The following is an 11,212-nucleotide window of genomic DNA, read 5'->3' on the forward strand; positions in this document are numbered from 1 at the left end:
TTTGCTCGCTGGTCAGCAACGCCAGGTTGCCAACATTGAACATCCGGTCCAGCGCGCCGTTGAACGCGTTGGGCCCAAAAACACTTGCCTCCAAAGCCAGCTCGTTGTTGAGCAAGTTGGCATTGAAGGTGGTCTCCGCGGTAACGAAGTTGGCCAGCGCCCCGGCCTGCAGCGTCGCAATTGCCTGCAACCCCGCCACCGGTGCCGCCAGTAGCCCCGCTCCGAGCGCGGGAAGACCAGCAACCACACCACCGGTCACCGCGGTGGGCACACCAATGACCCCGAGGTCCCACAAGAACTTGGTGTCCACGGCACCCATCAGGCCACCGAGCCCACCGCCGCCAATAGCGACCCCCGGCGCACCAACCACAAGGTGGGCGGCCAGGAAAGCCGACGGGAACGGAACACCCAACAGGCTGTCGAAGGTCGCCTCACCGGTTCCCAGCACCGCATTCCAGAAGTTATAGAAATTGTCGATCACCCCACCAAGCGCACCGGTACCGCCGAAGAGAGAGGTCTCCAACGCCGTCTCCGCGCCCACCACCGAGGCGTTGACGTTGAGCTCACTGGTGAGCACAGCATTGTTGAACGTGGTTTCCATCACCTGCAGCTGCGCAAGGTTGCCCGGCAGTCCCGGCAGTCCAGCATTGAGACCACCCCTAATGCCCGAAACGCTGAGCGAAGCTTCCACGCCGGCAAGATCGGCACTCAGGGTGGCCCCCAGCCCTGCCAGTCCACCACTCAACCTCGCCCCCGGAGAGGGCGCCTCAGCCGCCAGGGTCTGCACCGCGTTGGCCTCGGCGGCGGCGTACGTCCCCGCGCCCGCGCTGAGATTCTGGACGAATTGCTGGTGAAATGCGGCGGCCTGCGCGCTCAGCTTTTGGTAGCCCGCCGCATGCGTGGAAAATAATGCGGCGATTTGCGTTGAAACCTCATCGGCGGCCGCGGGTAGGAGTCCCGTCGTCGCGGGGGCCACCGCATTATTGGCCGAACCGACCATCGAACCGATATTCGCTAAATCCTTTGCGACGTCGGCAATTAGCTCCGGTACAGCGATCAAAAACGGCATGGCGAAACCTCCCCCGTCTGACGCAAACTGACCGCTCTCCCCAGTGGCCCAGCCTGCGGGTTACCGAACAAACGGAGCGTAACGTCACGTCCTCGTGAAAATATGCATTTTCGCAATCGACTTTGTAAATGCCATCTAGAGAATTCGCTATGGCCCGGTTTTGATCCATTGGCCGGCATCGCCCACTATGCCGACCGGAACCGCCCCGGACAGGCTGACGTTCTGCACGCTGGGTCCGGCAGCGACGATGGTGGTGTCCTGCAAGATCGGTAAGACGGTCGACATGTTCCACAATCGCGGCTCGACCGCCTTGATGACATCGGCGATGTTTTTGGTTCCGTTCAGAGCCGCGTCGATGTTCGACTGGACGCTGCGGTCGCAAATCCCGGTCAGGTTCGACGGCGCTTGGACCAGCGCTCCAGGCTCAGGGGTACGCGTCGACGGCGCCTGTGTCGGCGCCAAGGAGGGCGTGCCCGCGGACGGGGTAGGTACGGCGGGGCCCTGGGAACCAGTGGCCGCCGCATTCGAGGTCGACACCTGTGTCGTCTGCAGCGCGGGACATCCGTAACGCGATGCCAGCAACGTGGCGAGATTCCCGCCGGCCTGATGCCAGCCAACAATCGCGTCGACCTGGTTGTTGTTCAATGCGTCGCGATAGAGCGTCACAGGGTCCAGCGCCAGCACGCTGGCGGCGATGCCGACGTTGCGTAACTGGTCGGCAGCCGTGTTGGCCACCGCGACCGATGTCGGATCGTTCGCTGCCACCCCGATTACCAGCGACAGCTGCTGGCCGTCCTTGCTGATCCGACCGCGGATAACCTCTGGGGTCGCGGTGCTCGCCGGGGTGGGCGCCGGTGACGCTGAAGTGTTGCTCTCGACCTGATATCCGGCCGACGCCAGCAACGCCAGCGCCGCCGGGGTGGTCATCGCGGGCGGTGCGGTCGGCTCGTACCCCGGGTCGCTCGGCGAACGGATCAGGGCCTGGTCCAGCGTGACCGTGTTGTCGCTGCCGGCACCCACGGCCGCCAGCAGACCCACGTCAAGCAGCCCCAGAATCGCCTTGCGTACGTCGGCGTCGGACAACTTCGGCTCGTTAGCGCGCAACGTGAGCTGCATGACCCGGGGCGTCACGATCCGTGCGGTCCGCACATCGGGGATTGCCGACAGCTGCGCGAATGCCGCCGAGCCACCGTGCACCTGGGCCACCTGGGTATCGCCGTTGCGCACCGAATCGGCCAGCGCGGCGGGCGCGCCGGCACGGCGGAAGAGAATCACGGGCGGTTTAGCGGGCGGACCCCAGTAGCGATCGTTGCGGGCGATCAGGATCTCGTCGCGCTGCGGGTCGATGCTCTCCACGCGAAACTGCCCTCCAGTGACCGGCAGGGCCCGCGCCAGACCGGCGGCGAACCCGCCTGGCACATCCTTGACGATGTGCGCCGGGAGGATGTTGCTGAACAGCTCCTTCCACGCCGGATATTGCTGCGAGAAGGTGACCACCGCCTGCTTGCCGCCCTCAACGGACTGCACGCCGGTGATGAGGTCGTATCCGGCCGGATCGACCACCCCGGGCTGACTGACCATCTGGCGCCACAGATACCAGAAGTCGTCCGCTGCAATCGGGGCATTGTCGGTCCACTGCGCCTCGGGCCGGATCTTGTACGTCACGGTGAACGGGGTCTGGTTGGTCACGTCCGCCGACACCAACAGGGTGGGGTCCATTTCCCACCGCGAGCCGGTTGGCGCGTTGGCGTCGGGCACCGGACGGAACGCGCTGGGCAAGACCAGGGCGCTGATCGCCGCATTCACCGGCGAAAGATCGGACAGCAGATGCGGATTGAACCCGGCACCGATCGAATCGATGCCCATGATGATCTGCGTGGGGCGCTGTGGCGGTGGCGGCGAGGCGTGCGGCGTATCGGTGCTCTGGGGCGCGGGCGGCGGGTTGACGCTGCAGGCCGCCAGCACCAACCCGACCATTGAGACGAGGACACCGGCCACCAGGAAAAGGCGGCGGGCTCGTCTTGGCACGCCCATCAGGGTATCGAGTGCCTGGTCGACGGCCCGGCTAACCACGCGACGCTAACCCCGGGCCTTTGCGCGCGCCCGGCTGCGGGCACGGGCAGTGGCATCGAGTTCCACCTTGCGCACCCGCACGATCTCCGGAGTCACCTCGACGCATTCATCGGACGCGCAGAACTCCATGGCCCGCTCCAAATCGAGCTCGAGCGGCTTGGCCAATGTCTCGATGACATCCGCCGTCGATGACCGCATGTTGGTCAGCTTCTTTTCGCGCGTGACGTTGATGTCGAGATCCTCCGGTCGCGGGTTGATTCCGACCACCATTCCCTCATAGGTGTCCTGCCCGGGCTCGACGAAGAACTGCCCGCGGTCAGCGAGCTGGATGAGCGCGAATGGCGTGATGACGCCCGAGCGGTCGGACACCAGCGAGCCGGTGTGGCGGGCCCGGATCTCCCCCGCCCACGGCCGATAGCCGTCGAAGACGGCATTCGCGATACCGGTCCCTCGGGTGAGGGTGAGGAAGTCGGTGCGAAAGCCGATCAGGCCGCGGCTGGGCACGATGAAGTCCATCCGGACCCAGCCGGCTGCGTGGTTGGTCATCTCCTCCATGCGGCCCTTGCGGGCTGCCATCAACTGGGTAATCGGCCCGACGAACTCTTCGGGGCAGTCAATCGTCATCGCCTCGAACGGCTCGTGCAACTGGCCGTCGATCGTCTTGGTGACCACTTGCGGCTTGCCGACCGTGAGCTCGAAGCCTTCCCGTCGCATCTGTTCCACCAGCACGGCCAGGGCGAGTTCGCCGCGCCCTTGCACCTCCCAAGCGTCTGGCCGGCCGATGTCCACCACCCGGATCGATACGTTGCCCACCAGCTCCGAGTCCAGCCTGCTGCGGACCATTCGCGCGGTCAGCTTATGACCGGACACCTTGCCCGCCAGCGGCGAGGTGTTGGTGCCGATGGTGACCGAGATCGCCGGCTCGTCGACCATAATGCGCGGCAGGGCGTGGGCATGGTCCGGATCGGCCAGCGTGTCGCCGATCATGATCTCTGGGATGCCGGCAACCGCCACGATATCCCCAGCGGCCGCGACATCTGTGGCGCTGCGCTCGACGCCCTCGGTGGCGAGCAACTCGGTGATCTTGGCGCTGGTGATGACCGGCACCCCGTCGACTTCGCGCATCCAGGCGACCTGCTGGCCCTTGCGTAGCTTGCCGTTGTAGATCCGGATCAGGGCCAGCCGCCCGAGAAACGGCGACGCGTCGAGATTGGTGACCAACGCCTGCAGCGGCGCCTGCGGATTTCCCGACGGCGGCGGGATGTGCTCCATCAACACGTCGAACAGCGGGTCGAGGTTGCTGCCGTCGGGCACGTGGCCGTCGGGAGGTTGCGTCGTGCTGGCGACACCCGCGCGCCCGGACGCGTAGAGCGTCGGCAGACCCAGTGCACGCTCGGCGGCCGCGGCCGCCTCGTCGTCGAGATCCGATGCGACGTCAAGTAATAGGTCGTGGCTGGCCTCCACCACCTCGGCGATCCGGGCGTCCGGCCGGTCCGTCTTGTTGACGACCAGGATCACCGGGAGATGGGCGGTCAGCGCCTTGCGCAGCACGAACCGCGTCTGCGGCAAGGGGCCCTCGGAGGCGTCGACCAGCAGGAGCACCCCGTCCACCATCGACAGGCCGCGCTCCACTTCACCGCCGAAGTCCGCATGCCCCGGGGTGTCTATGACGTTGATGACTGTGACGGTTCCATCCGGGTGGTGACGGTGCACGGCGGTGTTCTTGGCCAGGATGGTGATGCCCTTTTCCCGCTCGAGGTCGCCGGTGTCCATGACACGTTCCTGGACTTCACCGCGCTCGTGCAGGGCGCCCGACTGCCGCAGCATCGCGTCGACCAGCGTGGTTTTGCCGTGGTCGACGTGCGCGACGATGGCGACGTTGCGGAATGGCACGTCGGAGATTCTGGCAGCGGACGCCATAGATAGCGAACCGGGCGGATTCGCCGGCGCGACGGCGTTGCGTGTGCGGTGGCGGCGTTGAGTGTGCAGTGGCGGCACGTCGGGTGGGCGTGTCGCCACCGTCAGCGCACACGCAACGCCCTGAGCGCACTTTCGCTCACAACGCTCGCGTCAGGTCCGGTAGCCAGCGGCGATCGGCAGGCACCCAGTCCACGTCCTGCAGTTCGGTCGCCGTCACCCAGCGCAGCGCCCGATGGTCATGCGGATGCGGTTCGCCGCGAATCAGCCGCACCCGATAGGCGCGCAGCGTCGTGGTGCCATTGAGCGAGATGTCGTCGCCGAGGCGGTCACCCACCGCCATGTCGCCGACCGCCAAGCCCAACTCCTCGGACAGCTCGCGGGCCAGCGCGGCACGCTCGGTTTCACCGGGCGCGACCTTGCCGCCGGGCAATTCCCAGCGGCCGGCCAACTCCGGGGGCCGGACGCGCTGTGCCACCAAGACCGCGGATCCGGAGATGACGGCTCCCGCAACCACGATCTGGGTCGGCATGGCCAGTGACGGTATACCGTCGGGGGATGGCTGTGTTAACCGATGAGGAAGTAGACGCCGCACTGCCCGACCTCAACGGATGGGAGCGCGCCGACGGCGCCCTGCGCCGGTCGATCAAATTTCCGACGTTTCTCGACGGCATTGATGCCGTGCGCCGGGTGGCCGAGCACGCTGAGCGCAAGGATCACCACCCAGATATCGATATCCGTTGGCGCACAGTAACTTTCGCTCTCGTAACGCATTCGGAGGGCGGTATTACCAACAACGACATCGCGATGGCGCACGATATCGACCGAATCGTCGGCGGCTAGCCGGGCAAGACGCCTTTGGTGTCTATTTCGTCCTGCGTCCGGCGGACGTCTGCCCCGCCGACGGGCGCCGCCTTCATGTCGGCGCGCCGACGGCTGGCAGCGATCCACACCAACGTCGCCACCGCCCCCACGATGTAGACCAGCCCGGCCCAGGCCAGATACCACGGCCGCCCCATTTGCCAGATGGTCGGCTGGGCGAAACTCAGCAACCATGGCGGGCCGACGATGGTAAGCGCCAACCAGCCCCAGCCGACGATCCGCGCGCCGGGGCGCTCACGGGGCGGCCCGTGAATCAGCCAGATCATCAGCGGTACCAGCCAAACCCAGTGGTGAGTCCACGAAATCGGTGAGAACAGCAGGCCGAACAGTTCGACCACCAACAGCTTGCCCAGCTGATCCCGCCCTTCCAGCGCCCGCCAGGCCAGGACGGCCATCAGCGCCGTGACGACGAGGGCGGCCAGAACCAGCGACCCGAATCCGGCGTCGTGGCCGAGGATCCGGGATATGCCGCCCCTCCAGGATTGATTGAACGAGGTGGCGATCGGCCCGACCCGCTGCGCATCGAACAGCAGGTCGGCGAAGTAGTACCGGGTCTGATCCCCGACAACCAATGCCGACAGGGCGACGGTGGCGAGGAACACGACCGCCGAGCACGCCGCCGCCGCCCACCGCCGGGCGCCGAGGAAGTAGACGCCACAGATCGCGGGCGTCAGCTTGATTCCGGCCGCCACGCCCACAAGCAGCCCGGACAACCACCACCGGGTGGTGTAGACCGCCCACAACACCGCCAACATGAGCAACACATTGATCTGCCCGTAGTCGAATGTGCTGCGCAGCGGCTCGGTCCAGATAGCGATCGCCGTCCACAGCATCGCCACGCGCCGCCCGGTGCCCGGGGGGATACCGATCAAGCGCTGGCTGATCCGGACGCAGCCATACAGCGCGGCCATCGTCGCGATCTGCCACAGAAGCGCAACCAGGCCGAACGGCAGCAGATGCAGTGGGTAGAACACGACCGCCGCAAACGGTGGATACGTGAACGGCAGCGGGAAGTCCGGCGTCTGGTCGGCGTACACGTAGCGGTAGAGGGTGCCTGGATGGTCGATTGCGGCGGCACCGCCAAGGTAGACGTGCAGGTCGACGAAGTTGGCGCCGTTTGGCGCCAGATACGTCCAGGCGAGCCGCGCGGCGACGCTCGCGATCAACAGCGCGGGCGCCGACGCCTGGAGCCGATTCGCCAGTCGCCGCGTGAAGGGTGCCGCGTGGGCGGCTGTGGTGTCAGTGGTGGTCTCTATCTGCCCGACTCTAGCGTCGGTCACCGGCGTCACTCGTATGCATAACGATCCCATAAATGCCACACGTGTCACTTGAGTCCCACCAGTATCAACGTAACTTCGGCCGGGGACCAGTCATCGACAACCAGGGAGAGTCATGCCAACCATGTGGACATACCTGCGTGCCGCCGCCGTCGTGGTCGGGTCGGGCGCAGCGCTACTGACGGGCGGTATCGCCCACGCCGACCCGGCGCCGGCTCCGATGCCCATGCCGAACATTCCGCAGCAGCTGATCAGTTCGGTGGCCAACGCGCCGCAAATTTTGCAAAACCTCGCTACCGCCCTCGGCGCCACCCCACCGGCAGCGCCGGCCGCTCCCGGCATCAGCTTCCCGGGTTTGCCTTCGGCCGCCGGCCCTTCACCGGCGTCCACGGCGGGGGTGCTCCCGTCGATACCGGGGCTGTCCGGGCTTACCTCGCCCGCCGCACCCACCGCCCCGGCGGCGCCGACCATCCCGGGGCTTAACGCCATCCCGGGTTTGGGGCAGCAGGCGCCTGCGGCACCCGCCGCCCCTGCCGCCCCGGCGATCCCGGGGCTGCCGGCCATCCCCGGGTTGTCGACACCGCCGGCTCCCGCCGCGCCGGCAGCCCCTCAGATTCCGCAGGCCAAGGTCGACATGCCGGCGCTGCCGTCCGGCCTACCGGTCAACATGCCCGCGCAAGTGACGCTCCCGCAGGATCTGCGGGCACTGGCCACGGGGCAGGCTCCGGCCGCGCCGGCTCCCACCAGCCCGCTATCACCGCTGCTTTCGGCCATCCCCTGAGCAGCCCGTACGACGGCCAACCCGCTAGCCAGGACCGGAGGAAACCGTGGCAACAACTCGAAACCTGACAACGGGTTTGGCCGCTCTCGTCACGGCGTCGGCTGTCGCGCTTGGGGCTTGCCCGAGCGCGACAGCCGACCCGGCCGCGCCCCAGCCGAACACCGGCCAGCAGCTACCGGGCCTGCCGGCCCTGTCCGAGCTGAGCCCGATCATCCAGCAAGCGGCCGGCAATCCCGGGCAGGCGGCGCAACTGCTGATGGCCGCTGCGCAAGCCTTCACCCACAATCCGGCAGCACCTAACGAGTCCAAAACCGTTGCAGCGTCGGTGAATCAGTTCGTGCAGGAGCCGGGGCAGCCGGTTCCCGGTGCGCCGGCTCCCGGGCCGAGCGCAGTCAACCCGCCAGCGAACGCCCCCGCGGCGCACGTGCCACCGGCGGGAATGGAGCCCGGGCTGCAATCGCACCTGCCGCCGGGGATCGACCCGGCTCACGCGGCGGGTCCCGCACCCGTTGCTGCGCCCACCCCGGTCCCGCCACCGACAGCGGCGCCGGCGCCCGCCTCCCCCGCGCCGTCCGCAGCACCGGCACCGGCACCGGCACCTACCGCTGCACCGGCGCCGGGCCCCGCGCCGGCCACGGCCCCTGCCGCGGCGCCGGGTTTCGGCCCCGATGCGCCGCCCACCCAGGACTTCATGTACCCGTCGATCGGCACGAATTGCCTTGCCGACGGCAGTAACGCGATCGCGACCGCGCTATCGGTGGCGGGCCCGGCGAAGATTCCGGCGCCCGGCCCCGGCCCGGGGCAGACCGCCTATGTGTTCACCGCCGTCGGCACCCCCGGGCCGGCCGAGGTGCAGAAGCTGCCGTTGAACGTCACCTGGGTGAACCTGACCACGGGCAAGTCGGGAACGGTCACGCTGAAGCCGCGCACCGACATCAATGCGGACGGGCCGACGACGTTGACGGCCATCGTCGACACCGGCTCGGGCAGCATCATGTCGACGATTTTCGGGCAGGTCACCACCAAGGAAAAGCAGTGTCAGTTCATGCCCACCATCGGCTCGACAGTGGTGCCGTAGAGCGGGGCGACGCTCCTACGGTCGCCAGTCCGGCGAGCGGCCCAGGTGGCTCAGAATGCGGTCGAGGTCGGTTGCGCCGGCGGGCGCGGCGACGGGTGGGCCGAAGGGAGCACCGTCCACCATGCGGAACTCGCCGTCCGGAACGCCGAACACGAGCGGTAGCACCGCGGCGATGACGTCATCCGGCAGCGCGAAGGCGGAGCCGATGCTCCGCGCAACGTCCCAGCCGTGCACCACGTAATCCACGAAGTGGAAGCCGATCGCCAGCGCACCCGGGAAGGTGGCGCCCGGCCCAAAGTCGGGAAGGGCGAACGTCGCGCCGAGCACTCCCTCGGCGGCGAACGCGTCCAGAACCTCGGCCGCGGCCGCGGCGTACGTGCCGCCGGGATCGGCCGCAACGGCCTCGGCCACCCCGTCCGTCGCCCAGATGAGCGGGCTCTGGCCACCGCCACGTGCCGCGGCCGCGAATCCGTGGTGCTGAACCGTCATGTGCGACAGCAGATCCAGGAGGTTCCAGCCCGCGCACGGCGTCGGCCGCTGCAGGTCTTCGGGCGCGACAGCCGCAACGACGTCGACGGAAGTCTGCACGGCAATACGGTGAAACGGTCGAACATCAGAGATAGTAATCATTCGATTACGATATTCAGCCGTATATCATATGTCAACGGCTACGCTTTCTGAATGGCACCGAGCGCAAGGCGTCCCGATCTGGCAGCGCTGATGGGGCCGCTGGTACGCGAAATGATCGCGGCCGAGGTGCCCGTGCTGGAAGCGCACGGGCTGTCCATGTGGGGTTACATCGTGCTGTGCGCCCTAGACCGCTCGCCGGTACGCAGCCAAGCCGCGCTCGCGGAAACCATCGGCGCGGACAAGACGCGCATCATCCCCACGCTCGACGACTTGCAGAACCGAGGTTTTATCGAGCGCCGTCCCGATCCGGACGACCGGCGCGTGCGCCTGCTGGCGCTGACCGAGGCGGGCAGGTCCGTGAAAGATGCTGCGCAGGAAGACATTCAGCGCGGCGAAGAACGCTGGCTGGGAAGGCTATCGGCCGACGATCGTCGCCTGTTCCTCCGTGTCCTGCGTCAGTTGGCTAGTACGCCATGAACAGGATCGCGTCGCGGTCGTACTCCAGACCCGGATGAACGCTGGCAAGGTGCGCCTGGGTCAGTTCGACGAGCTCGTCCTCGTCCTTGCCGACGATGGCTTCGCCGCACGGGCATGTTATGTGCGTCTTCACGTTGTCGCCTTTCCCTTCCCTTTCCCGGTGGCAGACGTCCCGGTGGCAGACGCCTTCATCTGCTTCTTGTGTGAGCGCACCTGGGCCAGCGACTGGGCGTCGACGATGTCGGCGACCGACAAGTGCGTGCCGGCTTTGCCGAAGTCCCCCGCCGCCGACCGCCAGCCCGGCGGCGTCACGCCGTACTGCTTGCCCAGCAAAGCCAGAAAGATCTTCGCCTTCTGCTCGCCGAAACCTGGGAGTGCCTTGAGCCGCCGCAACAACTCCTTGCCGTCGGGGTCACCGGCCGTCCACAGGCCGGCCGCATTGCCGTCGTAGCGGTCCACGATGATATGCGCGAGGGCCTGGATCCGCTTGGCCATCGATCCCGGAAAGCGGTGTATCGCAGGCCTTTCCGAGCACAGGGCGACGAACTTGTCCGGGTCGTAGTCTGCGATTTCGGCGGCGTCCAGCCGACCCATCCGGTCCGCGATCTTCTTCGGTCCGGCGAAGGCGGTCTCGAAGGGCACCTGTTGATCGAGCAGCATGCCGATCAGCAATGCGAACGGATTTTCTTCAAGCAACGCGTCGGCGGCCGAGTCCTGGGCTAACTGCAGTTTCGCCACCCCGACAGTCTAGGACCGCCCTGACGACCCGCCCAGCCAAACCCGGCTGTCTGACGCCCTACGTTGCGACATTGATGACGCGGTTGCGGTCACACCGTGCGGAGATGCCTTCAATACGTCCGTCCCGTAGTCCTCCAGCGCGACGCCGGAACCGGCGATGAGGTTCCGGACGGAAGTCATTACCCGCTCTTGCGGCGGAATTCGCGGCGGCTCTCCAGCGGACCGTGTGCCCTGGGCTGCTTGTCGCCGCCGTCCTTGTGATCGGATCCGCCCGAGGACTTGGCGTTCTT

At 67.2% G+C, this 11,212-nt stretch carries 13 protein-coding genes; 4 read left to right on the top strand and 9 right to left on the bottom strand.

The genetic code is table 11. The features are described 5' to 3' along the window. The 4 genes from JO059_RS10470 to JO059_RS10485 all read right to left on the bottom strand — a co-directional run. Window positions 1-1,069, bottom strand: a 1,069-nt coding sequence (locus JO059_RS10470) for a PE family protein (protein ID WP_293316398.1), incomplete at its 3' end; no start/stop codon positions are given. A gap of 147 nt (window positions 1,070-1,216) precedes the next feature. After that, window positions 1,217-3,103 carry an ABC transporter family substrate-binding protein gene (locus JO059_RS10475; RefSeq protein WP_293316567.1) on the bottom strand — a complete coding sequence of 629 codons (1,887 nt, stop codon included), beginning with the start codon at window positions 3,101-3,103 and terminating at the stop codon, window positions 1,217-1,219. Window positions 3,104-3,148: 45 nt separating this feature from the next. Then, the gene (gene typA, locus JO059_RS10480; RefSeq protein ID WP_293316400.1) at window positions 3,149-5,035 is read right to left on the bottom strand and encodes a translational GTPase TypA; all 1,887 of its coding nucleotides are present in this window, start codon (window positions 5,033-5,035) and stop codon (window positions 3,149-3,151) included. A 163-nt stretch (window positions 5,036-5,198) separates the two neighbouring features. Then, window positions 5,199-5,591 carry a (deoxy)nucleoside triphosphate pyrophosphohydrolase gene (locus tag JO059_RS10485; protein WP_293316402.1) on the bottom strand — a complete coding sequence of 131 codons (393 nt, stop codon included), beginning with the start codon at window positions 5,589-5,591 and terminating at the stop codon, window positions 5,199-5,201. Window positions 5,592-5,617: 26 nt separating this feature from the next. Between JO059_RS10485 and JO059_RS10490 the strand changes: the two genes are divergently transcribed. Beyond that, window positions 5,618-5,902, top strand: a complete 285-nt coding sequence (locus JO059_RS10490) for a 4a-hydroxytetrahydrobiopterin dehydratase (protein ID WP_293316404.1) — start codon at window positions 5,618-5,620, stop codon at window positions 5,900-5,902. Here JO059_RS10490 and JO059_RS10495 read toward each other — a convergent pair. Further along, window positions 5,899-7,251, bottom strand: a complete 1,353-nt coding sequence (locus tag JO059_RS10495) for a mannosyltransferase (protein ID WP_293316406.1) — start codon at window positions 7,249-7,251, stop codon at window positions 5,899-5,901. The two genes, JO059_RS10490 and JO059_RS10495, sit on opposite strands and share 4 nt — an antisense overlap. A gap of 82 nt (window positions 7,252-7,333) precedes the next feature. Here JO059_RS10495 and JO059_RS10500 point away from each other — a divergent pair, with 82 nt between their 5' ends. Both JO059_RS10500 and JO059_RS10505 read left to right on the top strand, forming a co-directional pair. Further along, window positions 7,334-7,999 carry a hypothetical protein gene (locus tag JO059_RS10500; protein ID WP_293316408.1) on the top strand — a complete coding sequence of 222 codons (666 nt, stop codon included), beginning with the start codon at window positions 7,334-7,336 and terminating at the stop codon, window positions 7,997-7,999. Window positions 8,000-8,045: 46 nt separating this feature from the next. Then, window positions 8,046-9,077 carry a hypothetical protein gene (locus tag JO059_RS10505; RefSeq protein WP_293316410.1) on the top strand — a complete coding sequence of 344 codons (1,032 nt, stop codon included), beginning with the start codon at window positions 8,046-8,048 and terminating at the stop codon, window positions 9,075-9,077. A 15-nt stretch (window positions 9,078-9,092) separates the two neighbouring features. Here the strand turns inward: JO059_RS10505 and JO059_RS10510 are convergent, their stop codons facing one another. Beyond that, window positions 9,093-9,707, bottom strand: a complete 615-nt coding sequence (locus JO059_RS10510; protein ID WP_293316412.1) for a TIGR03086 family metal-binding protein — start codon at window positions 9,705-9,707, stop codon at window positions 9,093-9,095. A gap of 51 nt (window positions 9,708-9,758) precedes the next feature. On the opposite strand from JO059_RS10510, the gene JO059_RS10515 reads away from it, so the two are divergent. Then, the gene (locus JO059_RS10515) at window positions 9,759-10,184 is read left to right on the top strand and encodes a MarR family transcriptional regulator (RefSeq protein ID WP_293316414.1); all 426 of its coding nucleotides are present in this window, start codon (window positions 9,759-9,761) and stop codon (window positions 10,182-10,184) included. Here JO059_RS10515 and JO059_RS10520 read toward each other — a convergent pair. The 3 genes from JO059_RS10520 to JO059_RS10530 all read right to left on the bottom strand — a co-directional run. Continuing rightward, a complete protein-coding gene (locus JO059_RS10520; RefSeq protein ID WP_003875447.1) occupies window positions 10,171-10,317 on the bottom strand; it encodes a hypothetical protein in 147 nt (48 codons plus the stop codon). The two genes, JO059_RS10515 and JO059_RS10520, sit on opposite strands and share 14 nt — an antisense overlap. Next, complete coding sequence (locus JO059_RS10525; protein ID WP_293316565.1) at window positions 10,314-10,922, bottom strand: HhH-GPD-type base excision DNA repair protein; 609 nt, start codon at window positions 10,920-10,922, stop codon at window positions 10,314-10,316. The genes JO059_RS10520 and JO059_RS10525 overlap by 4 nt, the downstream gene beginning before the upstream one ends. A 179-nt stretch (window positions 10,923-11,101) precedes the next feature. Beyond that, on the bottom strand, window positions 11,102-11,212 hold a 111-nt coding region (locus tag JO059_RS10530), incomplete at its 5' end, for a DUF5302 domain-containing protein (protein ID WP_293316569.1).

The organism is Mycobacterium sp., from assembly GCF_019247615.1.
Classification (GTDB): Bacteria; Actinomycetota; Actinomycetes; order Mycobacteriales; family Mycobacteriaceae; genus Mycobacterium.

Bases quoted from the DNA above. Each gene is read 5' to 3' on its own strand.
- JO059_RS10475 (WP_293316567.1), bottom strand. From the start codon at position 3,103: ATGGGCGTGCCAAGACGAGCCCGCCGCCTTTTCCTGGTGGCCGGTGTC.
- JO059_RS10485 (WP_293316402.1), bottom strand. From the start codon at position 5,591: ATGCCGACCCAGATCGTGGTTGCGGGAGCCGTCATCTCCGGATCCGCG.
- JO059_RS10490 (WP_293316404.1), top strand. From the start codon at position 5,618: ATGGCTGTGTTAACCGATGAGGAAGTAGACGCCGCACTGCCCGACCTC.
- JO059_RS10495 (WP_293316406.1), bottom strand. From the start codon at position 7,251: ATGGGATCGTTATGCATACGAGTGACGCCGGTGACCGACGCTAGAGTC.
- JO059_RS10500 (WP_293316408.1), top strand. From the start codon at position 7,334: ATGCCAACCATGTGGACATACCTGCGTGCCGCCGCCGTCGTGGTCGGG.
- JO059_RS10510 (WP_293316412.1), bottom strand. From the start codon at position 9,707: ATGATTACTATCTCTGATGTTCGACCGTTTCACCGTATTGCCGTGCAG.
- JO059_RS10515 (WP_293316414.1), top strand. From the start codon at position 9,759: ATGGCACCGAGCGCAAGGCGTCCCGATCTGGCAGCGCTGATGGGGCCG.